Source organism: Brevibacillus ginsengisoli (assembly GCF_050113715.1).
GTDB lineage: Bacteria > Bacillota > Bacilli > Brevibacillales > Brevibacillaceae > Brevibacillus_H > Brevibacillus_H ginsengisoli.
The window spans coordinates 552654-570300 of sequence record NZ_JBNJQR010000002.1 but is presented as its reverse complement, the minus strand read 5'-3'; the positions used below and the strand labels follow the sequence as shown (position 1 = coordinate 570300).

Sequence of the window (17647 nt, the reverse complement as noted above, 5' to 3'; positions counted from 1 at the left end):
TGAAATATTTAGAAGAAATGGTAGAATACAAAAGATGATGAATGGTATAGAGAGGGTGCTTGTTTTTGAGTAAGTTTTTGTTGTTTTCAATCCTTTGGTGGATCACTGGTAGTCCAATTGCGGCCATTTTAGTGCTGCTCTTTCTTTTATATTTGCTCGATTTACGCTTTGTCCGCTTGTTGCCCAATCTGTTTAAACCATTCCAGCTGAATCGACGTCTGACCAAACTCAAGCAGGAATTGCGTTTGAATCCACACGATACCGCGGCCAAGCTCGAAGTAGCCAGAATTTACATGGAGAAGCGTCGGTATCAAGAGGCGCTTAAATACTTAGAGGAGATCAAGGGAGTGATGCAGGATTCTACGGAATTCTTGAGTGACTATGGCATCAGCTTGATCAAGACAGGGAAGATCGAAGCGGGTGAAGCCCTGATTAAGGAAGCCTTGGCTAAAAATCCGCGCGTTAAGTATGGAGAACCTTATCTACATCTTAGTGAAGCATTTATTCATGCCAATAAAACAAAGGCTTTAGCCTATCTGGAGGAATGCCGTTCGCTTCATTCGTCTTCGGTTGAGGTGGTATACAAAATGGGCGTGATCTATCAGCAATTGCAGCAAAAGGAACAAGCAAAACGAACCTACGCAGAGGCTGTAGACGTATACCGCGGACTACCGGCCTATAAAAAACGAACGGAGCGACGCTGGGCAATTTTGGCTAGGTGGAAGATGTGGTTTGGGTAATAATTAGCTGGGGACTATGTCGCTTGGTTTGCCAAATGGATTTAATCAATATTCTTAGTCAAAGGATTTCAAGATTGAAGTCCTTTTTTGTTTTCTAGTACATTTTCTAAAAAACTTTTGTAACCTTTTTCCTCCTCAAGTTACTAATAGACGGTTCATGAGCCAAATGATGTAAAATGATTGGGAGGAAATCGATATGAAACGAAATGAAAATATATATAAATGGGCAGCAACGCTTGGTGTATTAACCGTTCTGGTAGCAACTCCAGTCTGTATGGCTCAGGAGCCGGTTGCAACAGTTGTGAATCTGCAACAAAAAACAACACTAATCGGGTTGGACAATAAGATTACGGTGGCGATCCAGCACAAGATCCAGGAACTAGCTCCTAACAGCAAGATTGAGTTAGGCGCGGTGCGAGAAACAGAGAATATGTGGTATATCAAGTCCGTGGACGAGAAAAGTCAGTTTGAAGTGGAAAAAGCCACAGGAATCGTGAACAAAGCGCTAATCAAATTTCCCTATAACGAGCTTGAACCAAAATGGAAAAGCAAAGGGATGGAAGCTGTAAAAATGTTAGCCCCGGCTCGTACACTTACATTTGATACCGCTGTAAGAAATCTACGTGGAGATGGCCCGAATAAAGGAAAGGTTATGACCATATTAGAAGGAGCGGACGGCTCAGTATGGTTTCAAGGCGACCAGCTTATTCACGCGGTTATGAATACGGCGGTTTCGCAGGTAGATCCCAAAATCGTTGCTGCCTCAAACATTGCCAGTAAATCTTTGAAGATCGGAACACAGCTAAAAGATGTACATCGAGTTTACAGTGACATTGATAACATGAAAAAGAATGTGTGGAAGTTAGAGTTTTTGGGAAGCGGAAAATACACCAGTACGATTGAAATCGGAGCGGAAACGGGAAAGGTTGTTCGATTTAGAAATGGTGAGGAAGAACAGAAGTTCATCTCCCAGTTCAAAAGCTTAACGGAAATCAAGGATGAGATGTTCCGTGGATATACCAAGGAAAAAGTAATCGCAGTGGCAGCCCCATTAGCCAAAAAGATGCTTGACATTGACCTAAAAGGCTATGACATGCAGCGGGGAGTTATGCAAACGCCGAACTACTTTGTCTTTTCCAAGAAAGGTAGCCCCACTTTACATGGAATGATGACAGACAAGGGAGTTTTTTACTCCATGTGGGTAACTCAAGAAAACGGTATTGTACAGTAAACCGGAATGTTATAGGAGGAGCGAGAGATGAATACCCAAAAGACAATAACTAGATGGAGAGCGATTACAACAGCTGTGGCTGTACTTTTTGCATCTACCTCGGGGGTCATGCCAACCGCCAAGGCAGCGGCAGCACAACCGCAATTTTTGTCCCAAACAACGATCAACCAAAAAGCGGATCAGTACGCTCAGCACATTGCTGTTCTTTTTCCAAAAGTAAAGCAGTACAAGCATAAAAAAGTGGAGCAGGGTGTGCGCAAAAACATCGTTACCGTGGAATTGAGCATAAATGGACCTGGTACTCCCGTTTTACGGATGAACCTCAATAAGGATCCAGGCGACCTGCGCGATTTTACCTTCTGGGAGCCGATTGGCAAGGACTCGGAGGGGGACCAAATGTACGCTTTGCCAAAAGGACCTGACAAGGAGATTTCTGACGAACAGGCGAAAAAAAGGGCAAAGCAGCTCATTGACAGCTTGTACGGTGCGAATGCCAATTCCTACGAGAGCGTATCTGTGTGGAGAGAGGAAAAGCCGAATGAGCCAGGGAAAAAATTAGGACCGAAAGTAAACTTTAGGGCACCAATCGCAAGTGACGGAAAAACGGCTCGCTATGCCACGGTTATCTTTGGCACGCACGGAGAAATTGATCGCTATGAAATCGTTACAAAGCCGGTTGTGTTCGACAAATGGTTTGCTGCTGATCTGGATAAAAGAGTGATGCCGAACGACGAGATTCCTACGTCAGCAGCAGTTACCTACAAAAAGATGCTGGAGTTAGTCCCAAGCCTGAAAAGCCTGCCAATCGAACAAAGGGTTTACAACGATGTGGATGACACCTTTACAATTTATTGGAAGGAAAAGGAAGGGCAAGAACGGTTCGCTGACGGGACTGCGGAACTAGAATTGGATGCGAAGACGGGTGAGATGAGCGAATTCATCTACAAGATCAGGAGCAACTCCGGACCGACCGAAGCATTGGCGAAACAGAGGGCAACCGATTTCCTGAACGGATGGTTAGGTGAGAAGGCAAAAGACTACAAGGTGAATCGAATGGACGATTGGAACAATGGAAGGTTGAAGGGCGTCTTCTTTTCATACCCCGACCATAAAGGAGAAATCATCATTCTAATCACAGGTAACGGTGAGATCGCCCAAGTGATAATATCCAGAGAAAAATAGACGGACACACGAATGACATCAAGGGAGGGGGAGGAGCCTCTGTGTACGGCGACCAAAAACAGCAGGTCATGTGGATGTACGAGAGACATCACCACGACGTGTACCAGTTTCTTTTATATTTTACCGGAAACCAGAATGACGCCGAAGATTTGACGCAGGAGGTTTTTGTGCGTGTCATACACTCTCTGGATCGGTTTGAAGCGCGGTCCGACGTGAAAACCTGGCTGTTTGCCATCGCCAAGAATGCGGCGATGAATCATTATCGAAAAAGAAAATGGCAGCAAATTCTTTCTGGTAACTGGATATCCTTCATGATGACGGCTACTGAAGGGAACCCGGAAAAGGAAGCCGAGAGCAAGGAAGTGGAGCAGGAGTTAATCGCTGCCATTCAGACGCTTCCTCCTCGGTACCGGATGGTTGTCATCCTGCGTGGAATCAAGGAGTATAGCGTAAGGGAAACAGCAGAAAGTCTGGGGTGTTCCGAGGCCAATGTGAAAACGACCATGCATCGGGCGCTAAAGCTATTACATACGAAATTATCAAAAACAGTGAGGGGGGAGCTGTATAGTGGATTGGCAAAGTGAACATGAACTTCTGAACAGACTGAGAAAACTGCAAAAAAGTTCGCCACCGCGCGAGGAGTTTGTCGAGCGATTACGAAACGTGCTGGATCAGGAGACCAATCAAATAGGCAAATCCAAGAGACTGCTCACCTTCTCTTTGAAAACAGGTGTGGTAACTGCAATGTTGGCCTCTGCTTTTGGCTTGTATATGATGGCAGGTCAGATACAAAAAGAACAACCTGCTCCAGCTAAGACACCGTTATCTTCTTATCATATTCCACTGTCAAATAGTCAGGAGCAACTGCCAAAACCGACTGTTCCAAGTTTGGAGCAGACGAAACCCGTGAAACCAATGTTGCCTTCTGTACAGAAAGAGGAGCGTCAAACTACGGAAGAAGCGATCAGCAAACCTACTGAGAAGTCAGTACCTTCCACTCGAACGGTCATTGTCTCATCAAAAGTACAACCATCTGATTATCCTGTATTCACTCAGGCGATGACTTATCTGCAGGAGGTAGCAGGAGAAGATGCTACTCATTATCAGGTGAATCGAATGCTATCCAATCTCGAAAATGATTACGTCGTGATGAATAGAATGGTAAACAATATCCCCATTCTTACAGACAGCTATTCGGTAACGTTGGACAAATCGGGGAAACCGCAGCGAAGTACTGTGCAGACAAATGATCTGACGGGTTTGACATTTCTGCATCCGTCCAAAGCCATACCGAAGAACAAGGCAGTCCAAATCTTTGGGCAGAATGCGCAGCTGGTGTATTCGGAGGGGGAAGGGCGACTTCAATACGTTTTTCCTATTTCAGGCGATATCGATGCCGAAAACGGACAGGTGTGGAAAACCTACCGATACCATCCAGATTGGAGCCTGGCTAACATGTCGCCGATTCCTGTCACACCCGGTGGGAAGAAGCTAACCGTTCGGACTGAGGATGAAGCGAAGACCTTATTACAAGAATGGGGTGTATCCATCGATGCACCAATCAGGGTTCATGCGGGGGATGGTGTTCGCGAGTTTGTGCTGGAGAATGGCAACCAGAATTCGGTTCGGTTGACTGTGAGGGAGGATACAGGTGAGGTTCTTGATTATGAAAACGGACAATACACTGGGAAAGAAGATGTGGTGTCCAGGCCTGATCAGGAACAGGTAAAAGAAGTAGCAAGACAACTTCAAGCATATATAACCCCTGATACGTCCGAGTTACTGCTTGGAACAGTGAAGAGAGCGGGGGATGTAGAGACCTATGTGTTTTATAAATCCTATCAGGGACTTCCGGTGATTGATCACAGTTACGCGGTACATTTCGATGTTAAGAAGAAGAAGCTCGTAGGGTTGAATTCCACTCTAACACGGGAGGTAGCGCAAGCTTTACCGGATCGAAGCAAGGCTATGTCGGTAGATAAAGCGATCGCCCGATATCTTGCGAGCAGACCACTTCAGCTTGCATACATCTACAAACAAAGGCCTGGTTCCGAAAAAGCTGAGCCTCGTCTGGTTTATCACATCTATTATCATGATGAACCGCTCTATTTTGTTGATGCTCTAACAGGCGAACTCGTAAGGTAGAAATACCGAGAAGAAAAGGACAGCCACCAGAGAGCTCATGCCAAAATCATGAACCTAAAGAGGCTTGGTTATTTAAAACCGAGTCTCTCTTTAGTTATAGCTTACCTGTGTGGTAACATCTCAATACGATCGTTACAAACTACTTTAATTGGGGGGAGATCAAGTTGGACTTTATCAACTTTGAGATAAAGACTGACCGATTAATCCTACGCCCCTATAACCACGAGGACTATCCCAACTGGTATCAACAGTTTGATCATCGATTGCCATCACAGCATAAATACGATGATGGTCGTCCTTCCAATATGTTCACCTATACGGAAGAATGGTTTACCAACCGGATCAATGGTTACAACCAATCGGCAAAAGAAGATAAAATGTATAACCTTGGAATATTCCGCCAAGACGATGGAGTGAACGTCGGGAAGATTGAGGTTTTTACGATACTCAGGATGGATTACCATTGGGGCATGATGGGGTACTCGATTCACAACCAGTTTTGGAGAAAGGGTTATGGAAGAGAGAGCGTAGTTGCCGCAACGGAAGGTTTCTTCACTGATTTTAATTTCCACAGGATTGAATTGCATATTAATACCGACAATCATCCCTCGATTCTACTTGCTGAAAAAGCTGGATTCAACTTTGAATGCGAAAGAAAAGCGTTTAGCTATGAAAATGATAAATGGACGGACTTCTTGATTTATCATAAAAATCGGGGGGATAAATAAAACCAATTATGGTTTTCCAAAGGTAGGACTCCAATGCGGCGAATCTGGATCTCCTTCAATTGAATTCACTCTAATAAGCCCAGCCTGTTTCGCGTAGGTATCAATCAAAGGAATTACAGTCAGCCGATGGAGCATGCCCAGTGAATAAGTTGGTTCATTTCGAGAGTTCCTTTTTAGAGGGCTTAATACGATCACTTGAACAGCATCACTTTTTACAGGGACATCGAAAATAATGGCTTCATTAAAACCATTCGCAATCGTTATGGCTGTTACCGTACTCATTTTCTCTACCATTGTAAATCGAGGGTCAATCTCAGTAGTGATCAGCACTCGCCATATTCCATCCTTATTTGTTAACCCAGAACGTAGTAAATTTCCTTTGTTGTCTACAATTAATATTCGTGCATTGGGAACCATCGCACCTATCTGATTTTCTTGTGCCCCTATGACCCGAAATTCTACTTCTGCTGTCACTGTTTTATCTCGTGCTTCGGCAAACACCACTAGACCGGATGAAGCTAAAAAATGGAATAGCACGAAAGTTATGGTGAAGAAGCTCAACTTAATCATTATCGTCACCCCACATCTTATTGGTTTCATTAGTTTAGCAACAGTTCCGCTTAATGATACGAGAAACAGGTGGTAAGCCGAAACACAAACACATTTACAAAGCGAACGCCCATTCGTACAATAGAAGGGAGAGGGTGATCGCATGCAATTGAAACAATCACTTGGAGAAATACTGGAACAACTGCGCGAAGACAAGCGCTTTATGAAGAATATTAGCCATTGGATGACCATTCCCCCTCGAGAGGCGCAATCGGTTCCGTTTCCACAGCAGATGGACGAACGGATTCGCAAGACTCTAGCCAACAGGGGGATTCCTTCTTTATATACCCATCAGGAAACGGCATATCGATTGATCCGTGAAGGCAAGAATATCGTAGCCGTAACCCCAACCGCATCTGGTAAAAGCATGTGCTACCACTTGCCGATCCTACAAACTTTGACGGAGAATCCGCAAGCTCGCGCGCTCTATTTGTTTCCGACCAAAGCATTGGCGCAGGATCAGAAGAGCGAATTGCACGAATTGGTGAATGAAATGGGATTGTCGATCAAATCCGAAACCTATGATGGGGACACGCCAGCCAATATTCGTCAAATGGTTCGCAAGGCGGGCAATATCGTCATTACCAATCCGGATATGCTCCATTCAGCTATTTTGCCGCACCATACGAAGTGGGTATCTTTTTTTGAACATCTGCAATTTATCGTCATTGATGAGCTTCATACATATCGCGGAGTGTTTGGTAGCCATGTCGCCAATGTCATTCGCAGGTTAAAACGTATTTGCAACTATTATGGCACCAACCCACAGTTTATCTGCACGTCCGCAACCATTGCCAACCCCAAGGAGCTTGCTCAAAAGCTTACCGAGGAACCGATGGAGCTGGTCGATAACAACGGGGCTCCATCCGGCAAGAAACACTTCTTGTTTTATAACCCTCCGGTAGTTAATCAGCAATTGAATATTCGGCGGAGTGCTACACTGGAAGCCCGCGATATTACGGAGAAGTTTCTCGCGAACGGCATTCAGACGATTCTTTTTGCTCGTAGCAGGGTGCGGGTGGAGATATTGCTGAAGTACTTGCAAGAATTGATACGGCACAAACTTGGACCCAAAACGATTCAAGGGTACCGAGGGGGGTATCTGCCAAGTCAACGCAGAGAAATTGAGCGGGGGTTGCGTCAGGGCGACATTATGGGCGTAGTCAGTACGAATGCGCTTGAATTAGGTGTAGATATCGGACAGCTACAGGCTTGTGTTATTACGGGGTATCCTGGGTCGGTGGCGAGTACCTGGCAGCAAGCGGGACGGGCTGGAAGACGGCATGGGGAGTCTGCGGTCGTATTGGTCGGCAGCTCTACCCCGATTGATCAGTATGTGATTTCACATCCCGAGTATTTCTTTAACCGCAGCCCGGAATCGGCGCGCATCAACCAGGATAATCTGATTATTCTTGTGGATCATTTGAAGTGTGCGGCGTATGAATTGCCCTTTGCGAAGGGGGATCAATTCGGGCAAGTGGAGATCACGGAAATCCTGGAATTCTTAACGGAAGAGCAGGTTCTTCATTATTCCAAGGGCAAGTGGTTCTGGATGAACGATTCATTCCCTGCTCATAACATCAGCTTGCGCTCCGCGTCTCAGGAAAATGTTGTGATTATCGACATTACGGAGCGTGGAAACGAGCGCGTGATTGGCGAGATGGATCGATTCAGTTCACTTACCTTGTTGCATGAGGAAGCCATTTATTTGCACCAAGGAACTCAATTCCAGGTGGAAAAGCTGGATTATGAAGAGAAAAAAGCGTATGTACGAGAGGTTCAGGTCGATTATTACACGGACGCGAACCTTGCCGTTCAGCTGAAGGTGCTGGAAGAGGATCAATCCAAAGCCGTTCAGGGGACGGAATTTGCCTATGGAGAAGTCTCGGTACATGCCATGGCGACGATTTTTAAAAAGATAAAATTCGAAACGCACGAAAACATTGGCTCTGGCCCCATCCACCTACCTGAGGAGGAATTGCACACGAATGCGGCCTGGATTCATTTTGCCGAGAGCTCGCTTCAATCGATGGGAAAAGAAGAGGTTGAGCGTGGTCTCATCGGCCTTGCGCATGTCTTGCAGCACGTAGCTCCGTTGTTCGTTATGTGTGACCCTGCCGATCTGCATGTCATCGCCCAGCGGAAGGCCGTTCATTCGGGTCAGCCGACGATCTTCTTCTATGACCGTTATCCTGGCGGGATCGGACTGAGCGAACAAGTGTATCAGGAAATGAACACGATTCTGAATCAAGCCGAGAATTTGATCTGTTCATGCCCTTGTGGTTCGGGTTGTCCTTCTTGTGTAGGAACGATTGAAGAGGACGGGAAAGAATTGACGTTATCTTTACTTCGGGTTGCCCAAGGTGGAGGAGCTTATGTCTCTTAAAAACAAGCTGCAACGAATGAAGGGACATATGAGCCTGGAGAATATGCGGCAGTTCGATCAAGCGGACGAGACTGAGACAGCAGAGACAACTGAGACGTCGGTTCAAGAAATTCCTTTTCTTGAAGAATGGTCCAAACTGAATGCGACTCCGTATGGTTCATCTGACGAATATGTCATGGTGCGAGAGGTTCGCTATCCGATCACAACTAGACATGGACGTTATGCGTTTGAGCAACTGGGCGAGGTAATCGATGCTTGGGACAAGGCAGGCTTGGAACACCCACTGTCCACAGCAGGTAAGAAGGCGACTAATCTGTTATTCTTCGATACGGAGACGACGGGATTACACGGTGGAGCGGGAAATACGATATTTCTCTTAGGGTATAGTCGCTTTGAACAGAATGAAGTGATTGTCCGTCAACATTTCCTTGCCCAACCGCATGCGGAGGCTGTATTGTATCAATCGTTTCTTGACGATGTGCGGGTCAGTAAGGATTTAGTTACCTTTAACGGGAAATCATTCGACTGGCCACAAGTCAAAACTAGGCATACCTTGGTTCGCCATTCCGTTCCTGAACTCCCTGCGTTTGGTCATTACGATTTGTTGCATGGAGCGAGACGGTTATGGAAGGGTGAACTGGAATCTTGCCGTCTTTCCTTGATTGAGCAAGCTAAGCTGGGCATTGTACGTGATCATGATGTGCCGGGTTATATGGCGCCTATTTTGTACTTTGACTTTCTGGCCAATCAAGATCCGTCCATTATAGAAGGGGTACTGATTCATAATGAGGTGGACGTTCTTTCGCTGATTTCCCTTTATATTCACATCTCTCATATGCTACTCGGTAAGGGAAATGAGGAGGTTTCTGTAATAGAGAGCTTTGAGTTGGCGAGATGGTTCGAAGCGGTAGGCGCTGAAGCTATCGCCATGGACAAATACCATAGGGTTGCCCGAACCGATCATTTCCTGAGAGGCAAAGCCAAGCTAGCCTTGGGACTTCTATACAAAAAACAGAATCAATGGCGTGAAGCCTTGCGTCTTTGGGAAGAAGCGATAGAGGAGAATCACCAGTTACCCGATGTGATTTATATCGAAGCGGCCAAAATCTATGAACATCAACTAAAGGATTATGAAAAGGCCCTAGCTTACACGTTAAAGGGTATGGAACTCGTCAAGAAAAAAGGACAATTGCTTCGGAAAAAAGCAAATAATGAGCTTGCCGAATACCGCAAACGATTGGAACGACTGGAAAAGAAAATCAACCATACTAAGATAAATGATCAGCTTACTTTCTGACTGCCTGAAGTTGGGAAGTATTTCTTTTTGTCTAATGGGAAAAGTTACAACTATCAAGGGTTGTGAACGCTAAATTACACAAAAGAGTTGGTCGTGAAATGAAGTCCATATTGTTAATTGAAGATGAAAAAAATTTAGCGCGATTCATTGAGCTTGAACTTCAGCATGATGGGTTCCAGGTCACGACCGTGCCTGAGGGTCGGGATGGATTGGAGAAGGCTTTGCAAGAAGAGTGGGAACTAATCATCCTTGACGTCATGTTGCCTAACCTCAACGGCTTTGAGATATGCCGCCGGATTCGGAGTGTGAAACAAACGCCGATCATCATTTTAACGGCGCGAGACAGCGTCATTGACCGGGTGTCAGGACTGGATAGTGGCGCAGATGATTATATCCCCAAGCCTTTTGCCATTGAAGAGCTACTGGCGCGTATACGTTCGATCCTGAGAAGAACGGAAAATCTTGAGGAGCAATCAGTTGCCCAGCTCATGAAGTTTAAAAATGTGGTCCTGGATCCGGAATCACGTATCGTAACAGTGGATGACGAACCAGTTGAGTTGACCAAAACGGAGTATGAGTTGTTGTACGCTTTGATGAATAATGTGAATCGGGTGTTGTCGCGAGAGGTGCTGCTGGAGCAAGTGTGGGGATATGATACGACAGTCGAAACCAACATTGTGGACGTCTACATCCGTTACTTGCGCAATAAACTAAAGTCTCCAGTAGAAGACGGACACATTCAGACCGTTCGCGGAATTGGCTATGTGATGAGGGAATGAAACGATATTCTACGCCACAGTATATACCGTCCCTTGAGAGACTCCCAATCTCTTGGAAGTTGACGATTTGGTCGTCCGCGTTTCTGTTGTTCTGTTTCATCGGCTACAACACGCTTCAGTACGTTGTGATTAATGGATGGTTATACAATCAAGAGGTCAATCGTGTGGTTCAGACGAGCAATGAGGTGAAGGCGTATTTTAAGGACACCGATCAACCATTTTTAACAGAGCTTGCCAAAAGCAAGGATTTTCTCACAACCCTTAACCATAAGCATCAGATGGTCCGCATATTAGATGAAAATGGAGCTGCACTGGTTCAGATTTCAAATCTGATAGAACCGGAAGTAGTCAAGCCTCGAGCCGTCACACATTTGGAAACAGGTAGTTTCCACTATGATTCGCAGCATCTTCTGGTGGTTCGCAATCCCATCGCTGTCGGCAGGTTTAGGGGTACGGTAGAGATTTCACGCAGTATGGAAGAGTTTGATGAGTTGAACCGGATCATCATGTATTTGTTGCTGGTTGCAGGCATTGGTTCTGTCTTGATCAGTGGAGTGGGCGGTTACGTGATTTCTCGGCAGCTGTTAAGACCAATCAAAATGATGACGGAAACCATGCGTGAAATTCGCAACAAACGAGATGAGGGTTTGGCGCTTCGGGTCAATTTTTTTGCAAATCGAGATGAAATTAGTGAACTTGCCTCGATATTCAACGAGATGATGGATCGTTTGGAACATTCCTTTCAACAGCAAAAGCAGTTTGTCGAAGACGCTTCCCACGAACTACGCACACCGATTGCCATCATTGAAGGGCATTTGTCACTTTTAAACCGGTGGGGAAAAGAAGATCCAGTAATCTTGAGTGAATCCTTGACTATGGCGCTGGAAGAGACCAAGAGGCTTAAACTGATTGTTTTGGAGCTTTTGGAACTTAGCCGTTCCGAGAAACCAACAACCTTCAGCGACGCACAGCCAGTGAACCCAACACCAATTATCGAAAAATTAGTCTTGAACATGAGTCTCTTGCATCCGGAGTTCACGATTACGAAAGATTTAAAGGATAGTGAAGGTCTACTCATTCGAATCAAACCCAATCATCTGGAACAAATTCTGCTGATTTTACTTGACAATGCGATTAAATATTCGGGCCAAAGCAAAACAATCGACATGAAGAGCGAAAGACGAGGGAACCATCTGGTCATGATCATTAAAGATTATGGTCAAGGGATTCCTCCAAAAGAGTTGCCGTTTATTTTTCAAAGGTTTTTTCGGGCGAATAAAGCTCGGAATCGCGATTCGAGCGGGATTGGACTGGGCCTGTCGATTGCCCAACGCTTGGTAACAAGCTACCATGGCACAATCTCCGCTAAAAGCCACGAGGGAAAGGGAACCAGTATGATTCTCACTTTTCCGTTACTTGTATAATGACAGGATTAGTCTTGAAGAACCGTGCAGAGGAGTTGTACGGTTTTTTCTTATTAGCGGAATGTTTAATTGTTTTAATAGAGTAAAGCAAATAAACATTCCTTCCATACGCGTAAGCCCATCAAGAAAAGATTTTGTCGGCTTGCCCCCTCTCATCGGGGGGGCGAAACACAGTCTCCTTGGAAGTGATACCAAGTGAAAGAACGGACTTCACTATCTTCTCTGCGAACTTCCACAGAACGAAAAGTGACGAAGTCTTTTCTTTAGTATCACAGAACTATTACGGTTTTCTCATCAACTTCTTATAAAACCTTTCGGAGTCTCTCAGATTTCATCTCTATCATGTTGCTTGTGAGGAACAAACAACCGAACTACACAGCGAGGAGATGAAAGAATATGAACAAGAACTTGTGGAAGGTAAAGTCCGCTATGGCGGCTATCATGTGTTCAACATTATTAATAGGTGGTCAAGCTTATGCGGCAACAACTAGCTCCGCGGCTACTGCTCCTATTCAATCAACCAGCGGTGTAGGCGCACAAGTCATCCAAGCCGGAGAAAAATATCTCGGAACCCCGTACCAATATGCTTCATCACGTGCGGATAAGAGTACAATGGACTGTTCTGAGTTTACGTATTGGGCCTTCTTAGAAGGAGCAGGAGTTAATATTGGAAAAGGTGGCGCTCGCTCTCAAGCGGCAAAAGGCACCTATGTTTCACGCGATAATTTGCAAGTAGGGGACCTTGTGTTCTTCTCTACCCCAGCTACGATGAAGTATCCAGCTAACTCGATTAAACGTATTGGACATGTTGGAATCTATGCCGGAAATAATGTCGTTCTCCATACTTTTGGGAAGGGTGGAGTAAGATTTAGCAACATGGGTAGCGGCTGGTGGAGTGACCACTTCGTGACTGCTAGACGCGTATTGAATGGATAGAGAATGAGCTACAGACGAGTGATCGGTCAGACGATCACTCGTTTTTGGTTTGGACGCCAAGGTCAAGAAGTGTGGTAGTATGATAGGGTAATCGAGTTGAAGCAGCGATAAGTATAAGAAGTGGATTCACATAGAGGAGGAGACGAATCGATGGATCGACCACAATTAATCCTCGATGTTGGCGGGGTACTGCTTACCAATCTTTCTCCATTCTGGGAGGAGCTTGCGATACATGCCAATGTTCCATATGAGCAACTACGATCAAGATACAAGCAAGAGATGAGTAAGGCATTATGGTCGGGCAGCGTCACGGAAAAGGAATTCTGGATTTGGCTTTGCCGCCATTTTCCTTCCATTGATCGTGAACACGCGCGCTCTTTATTGCACAAACAGCTGAAACCTTTACCAGCCATGGAACGTCTGCCAGACTGGAGTGAACGATCAGACATTCACATTCTAAGCAACCACCGGATCGAATGGATTACTCCAGCATTAAAGCCAATAGCAAAGTATGTGAAAAGTTTCACGGTATCCAGTGAGGTTGGATACTTCAAGCCGCATTCTGCTATCTATGCGCAAGCACAAAAACGACTAAATGGTCGTCATTTCGTCTTATTCGTTGATGATCAGAAGATGAATTTGCGGCAAGCCGCTCAGCTCGGGTGGAAAACTCTGATGGCTGATGAGGCGGGGAAGTGGATCGAAGACGTAACGAGGATGCTTAAGGAACAATAGCAACGTGTGAAAAGATAAATCTGGTCCAAAATGACTAAATGATCAATTCTGCTTGAATCCTTACCATTCTCTGTTATTATTAAGACAAGGTTTATTACACCACAACTCTATATCCAACGCAATCGGGTCCTCACTTCTAAAGGGTGAGGTTAAAAGGGAAGATTGGTGCAAAACCAACGCGGTCCCGCCACTGTATAAGGGGAGTTTGTCTTCACTGCATTCTGCCATCCACTGTCAGTTCTTGACGGGAAGGAGAAGTCAAACAAAGATCCTTGAGCCAGGAGACCTGCCTGTTTGTTAACGACTAGATTTCCTTCGGGTCAAAGGAAAGGGTCAGCGGTAACCGAACAATTGTACTGCTAACGCTTTGTTTCCGACTGGGGGACAAAGCGTTTTTTTATTCGATGAAATTTTCAAGAGGACTCGTTTAAGAAAAGGAGTGAGACGATGGTACGCAACCAACCGGGCTTGTGCCTTGTGTATACGGGTGATGGAAAAGGAAAAACCACAGCTTCCTTGGGATTGGTCTTGCGGGCGGTTGGGCAAGGGCTGCGGGTGTTAATGATCCAGTTCATTAAATCGCCGGAACGATCCTATGGTGAGAAAAACACTCTGGAACGACTCGGTGTTGAAATGATCCAGACTGGCGTAGGGTTTACCTGGACAAAAACACCGCAGGAGCATCGGGATGCGCTCCAACAAGCGTGGAAGCTTACGCGTGAAAAGGTGTCCAGCGGTGAATACGACGTGATCATTCTGGACGAGTTGAATAACGCGCTGGCTATTGAACGATTTCCGATAAGTGACGTGCTTCCGCTTGACGATGTGGTGGAGATGATTCGCACACGCCCCAAAAATCTGCATCTGGTGATAACAGGTCGCAGCGCACATCCAGCAGTGATTGAGTTAGCGGATCTGGTAACGGAGATGAAACCAATTAAGCATTATTACGATGAAGGCATTCCTGCCGTTCGGGGGATTGAATTCTGATGAGCCCAGCGTGCTTTTAGGCAGGAAGGGGGATGTGAAGCATGACGCAGCCTTTTCGAGACTTACAAACATCCTTTCAGCAAGAGATTTGGCCAGAGCTTGTTTGCAGTTACAAGGGCGATCATCTGTTGCTTTACAGTAAACAGCCGCTTCTCACGGTAAGCAGCGCTCTCTGGCGTGGAGGAACAGAGTACGCTACCCACTTCATCAATGGCAGTGTTCCACTGGATTATCACTGTGAAGCTCCTGAAGAAATGATGAGCCGCCAAATCATCAAGTGGGGCTATCCAGTGGAGAGCTCGGTTGGCTTGTTAACTGCGGCGAAGCTGACACATGCAGCATTTTTTGCTGAAATAGGGGATCAGTTTCGCATCTTGACTTGTGCGACAGCGGGAACAGGGAACAGTGCTCGCGCAGGTCAAATGAGACCAACATTTCCGGCTTATCAGATGGGAACGATTAATATTTTTGTGATGATTGACGGGAACTTGACACCCTCCGCCATGCTGAATGGATTGATGACGGCAACGGAAGCCAAATGCGCGGCTTTACAAGAGTTGCAGATTGCGGACCGCTATGGAGGGATTGCTACAGGGACAACCAGTGATGCGATCGTCTTGGCGGCTAGTCAAAGTGAACTCTATTCAGGGCAGCACGCTTTTGCGGGAACCGCGACAACACTAGGCAATGCGATTGGTCGGCTCGTTTATCAATCCGTTTATGAAGCCGTATCAACTCAAAATGAGGGAATGTATGAACAAAGGATGGATGGCTGGTGAACAGACGAGATGACCAGATGATTCGCGTAATCCTCATGAGGCACGGAGAGACCGATTGGAACAAAGAGAAGCGAGTACAAGGAACGCAGGATATCCCTCTGAATGATCTGGGAAGAGTCCAGGTAAGGGAAACGGCACAAAAATTCATTGATGCAGCTCCCTATTCCATCTCGCAAATTATTACGAGTCCGCTGAGGAGGGCAAAGGAATCAGCCTTGATTTGCCAGGAGCTTTTGCACGTCCCGTTGATCGAGGGTGCTGATTGGCGAGAGCGGTCATTTGGGAGCTTGGAAGGAATGACAGTCCACGAGATTCAACAGCTGTACCAGATCGACGACTTCGAAGAAATCCTTCATAGCTTTCAGATTGAGCGTCAACAAACGAACATCCAACAAAGGAGCGAGCTTAGCCGCCCTCCATTCGAATCCATCGATGAAATCAGTCTTCGCATTACCAGAGGACTGCAACGGATTCTAGAGACATCCAATCAAACGAATCTGGATGGACACATTCTGATCGTAACCCATGGCAGCATCATCAAGCGTCTGTCGAGAATGTTCGGCCAGGATGCAGGAATTCTACATAATGCCGGATTCGTCGAGTTATGGATAAATAAACGAGAGATTCAACTTTTGACAACTTCATAAAACACGGAATTAGGTGCTGAAAGAATCGAATGATTCCACAGCTTAAAAGGGAAGTCCGGTGCAAATCCGGCGCGGTCCCGCCACTGTGATGGGAGCTTGCTGATGACGCAAGCAATATTGGAACGATAGAGCCACTGGGGTAAATCCCTGGGAAGGTGTTCTGATGGATCCCATAAGCCAGGAGACCTGCCTACGTCCATAACACATGACAACCTACGAGGATATAGGGGGGTGTTAGAACGTTTGCGCAATTCTTCCATACGCTTAGACGGGAAGTTTGGGGCAATTCTAACCACACTGAATCGGTTGGAATTGCCCTTTTTTTATTTCTTTCGAGGAGGACTCTCATGTTTATTGATGTACTTTCAGTAACGATTTATGCCGTGTTAATGGGATTTCGTCATGGGATGGATTCCGATCATATTGCCGCAATTGTTGACATGGTGGGAGCAGAACAGCAGCGCAAGAAACAACTGCGCATGGGAATCACGTACGCGCTTGGACATGGTTCCATCGTGATGGTGATCGGGTTGCTGGCTATTTTCTTCGGTTCACATCTTCCAGAATCGGTGCTGGTAGTCTTGGAGCGGTTAGTTGGAATTAGTTTGGTGGTTCTCGGTGGATTCATGCTGTTCACCTTGATTCGCCAACGCAAAGACTACCAGCATCAAAGTCGTTTCGAGATGGGATATCGATTAATCAGCCGCATGTTTACTAAATCTGAAATGAAGCCCAACCTCCAGAAATGGGGAGTCATCGGTGCTTTCTGTATCGGAATTCTTCACGGAATCGGGGCAGAAACACCAACGCAGGTCATGTTGATTTCCTCTAGCGTCGGACTGAACAATTTTGGGACGGCTTGTATGCAGTTGATGTTCTTTACCGTTGGTTTGTTGGTCGCAACCTTCATGGTGACCTATGTGGCATCATGGGGCTTTATTAACCTGAAAGCTCGACAATGGGCTTATTTGCTCCTTGGCTGTATCACGGGAGCGTACAGTGTGGTTTTAGGAATTACGATTATCCAAGGGGTTTAATC

The 17647-nt window shown here is 45.9% G+C and carries 17 protein-coding genes and 2 riboswitches; of the genes, 16 read left to right on the top strand and 1 reads right to left on the bottom strand.

Translation table 11 applies throughout. The features are described from left to right. Positions 1–65 precede the first annotated feature (65 nt). The 6 genes from ACQCN2_RS06245 to ACQCN2_RS06220 all read left to right on the top strand — a co-directional run bounded on the left by ACQCN2_RS06245 (position 66) and on the right by ACQCN2_RS06220 (position 6026). The gene (locus ACQCN2_RS06245) at positions 66–740 is read left to right on the top strand and encodes a tetratricopeptide repeat protein (RefSeq protein WP_426928029.1); all 675 of its coding nucleotides are present in this window, start codon (positions 66–68) and stop codon (positions 738–740) included. Between the two features lie 196 nt (positions 741–936). Further along, positions 937–1971, top strand: coding sequence for a hypothetical protein (locus tag ACQCN2_RS06240; protein ID WP_426928028.1), 1035 nt, complete (start codon positions 937–939; stop codon positions 1969–1971). Positions 1972–1998: 27 nt separating this feature from the next. Further along, a complete protein-coding gene (locus ACQCN2_RS06235) occupies positions 1999–3153 on the top strand; it encodes a hypothetical protein (RefSeq protein ID WP_426928027.1) in 1155 nt (384 codons plus the stop codon). Positions 3154–3221: 68 nt separating this feature from the next. After that, positions 3222–3737: an RNA polymerase sigma factor gene (locus ACQCN2_RS06230; RefSeq protein WP_426928185.1), complete on the top strand. Its 516-nt coding sequence runs from the start codon at positions 3222–3224 to the stop codon at positions 3735–3737. After that, on the top strand, positions 3721–5298 hold the full coding sequence (locus ACQCN2_RS06225; RefSeq protein WP_426928026.1) for a hypothetical protein: 1578 nt from the start codon (positions 3721–3723) through the stop codon (positions 5296–5298). The genes ACQCN2_RS06230 and ACQCN2_RS06225 overlap by 17 nt, the downstream gene beginning before the upstream one ends. Before the next feature lie 158 nt (positions 5299–5456). Beyond that, entirely contained in the window at positions 5457–6026 is a 570-nt protein-coding gene (locus ACQCN2_RS06220; protein WP_426928184.1) for a GNAT family N-acetyltransferase, read from the top strand. 6 nt (positions 6027–6032) lie between these two features. Here the strand turns inward: ACQCN2_RS06220 and ACQCN2_RS06215 are convergent, their stop codons facing one another. Further along, complete coding sequence (locus ACQCN2_RS06215) at positions 6033–6596, bottom strand: hypothetical protein (RefSeq protein WP_426928025.1); 564 nt, start codon at positions 6594–6596, stop codon at positions 6033–6035. Between the two features lie 142 nt (positions 6597–6738). On the opposite strand from ACQCN2_RS06215, the gene ACQCN2_RS06210 reads away from it, so the two are divergent. The 10 genes from ACQCN2_RS06210 (at position 6739) to ACQCN2_RS06165 (ending at position 17645) form a co-directional block, all read left to right on the top strand. After that, positions 6739–9021 carry a DEAD/DEAH box helicase gene (locus ACQCN2_RS06210; protein ID WP_426928024.1) on the top strand — a complete coding sequence of 761 codons (2283 nt, stop codon included), beginning with the start codon at positions 6739–6741 and terminating at the stop codon, positions 9019–9021. Then, a complete protein-coding gene (locus tag ACQCN2_RS06205; protein ID WP_426928023.1) occupies positions 9011–10318 on the top strand; it encodes a ribonuclease H-like domain-containing protein in 1308 nt (435 codons plus the stop codon). Before ACQCN2_RS06210 ends, ACQCN2_RS06205 begins: the two co-directional genes overlap by 11 nt. A 98-nt stretch (positions 10319–10416) precedes the next feature. Beyond that, positions 10417–11097, top strand: a complete 681-nt coding sequence (locus ACQCN2_RS06200) for a response regulator transcription factor (RefSeq protein WP_426928022.1) — start codon at positions 10417–10419, stop codon at positions 11095–11097. Continuing rightward, a complete protein-coding gene (locus ACQCN2_RS06195; protein WP_426928021.1) occupies positions 11094–12521 on the top strand; it encodes a HAMP domain-containing sensor histidine kinase in 1428 nt (475 codons plus the stop codon). Before ACQCN2_RS06200 ends, ACQCN2_RS06195 begins: the two co-directional genes overlap by 4 nt. A gap of 396 nt (positions 12522–12917) precedes the next feature. After that, positions 12918–13457 carry a C40 family peptidase gene (locus ACQCN2_RS06190; RefSeq protein ID WP_426928020.1) on the top strand — a complete coding sequence of 180 codons (540 nt, stop codon included), beginning with the start codon at positions 12918–12920 and terminating at the stop codon, positions 13455–13457. A 150-nt stretch (positions 13458–13607) separates the two neighbouring features. Next, positions 13608–14192 carry an HAD family hydrolase gene (locus ACQCN2_RS06185; protein WP_426928019.1) on the top strand — a complete coding sequence of 195 codons (585 nt, stop codon included), beginning with the start codon at positions 13608–13610 and terminating at the stop codon, positions 14190–14192. Between the two features lie 107 nt (positions 14193–14299). Next, positions 14300–14500: riboswitch (cobalamin riboswitch) on the top strand. Between the two features lie 139 nt (positions 14501–14639). Further along, complete coding sequence (gene cobO / locus ACQCN2_RS06180) at positions 14640–15182, top strand: cob(I)yrinic acid a,c-diamide adenosyltransferase (protein WP_426928018.1); 543 nt, start codon at positions 14640–14642, stop codon at positions 15180–15182. A gap of 41 nt (positions 15183–15223) precedes the next feature. After that, a complete protein-coding gene (locus tag ACQCN2_RS06175) occupies positions 15224–15961 on the top strand; it encodes an adenosylcobinamide amidohydrolase (protein ID WP_426928017.1) in 738 nt (245 codons plus the stop codon). After that, positions 15958–16608 carry a histidine phosphatase family protein gene (locus ACQCN2_RS06170; RefSeq protein ID WP_426928016.1) on the top strand — a complete coding sequence of 217 codons (651 nt, stop codon included), beginning with the start codon at positions 15958–15960 and terminating at the stop codon, positions 16606–16608. Before ACQCN2_RS06175 ends, ACQCN2_RS06170 begins: the two co-directional genes overlap by 4 nt. Then, positions 16603–16816, top strand: a riboswitch (cobalamin riboswitch). Its footprint overlaps the gene before it by 6 nt. 139 nt (positions 16817–16955) lie before the next feature. After that, a complete protein-coding gene (locus ACQCN2_RS06165; RefSeq protein ID WP_426928015.1) occupies positions 16956–17645 on the top strand; it encodes a HoxN/HupN/NixA family nickel/cobalt transporter in 690 nt (229 codons plus the stop codon). Positions 17646–17647: the final 2 nt, after the last annotated feature.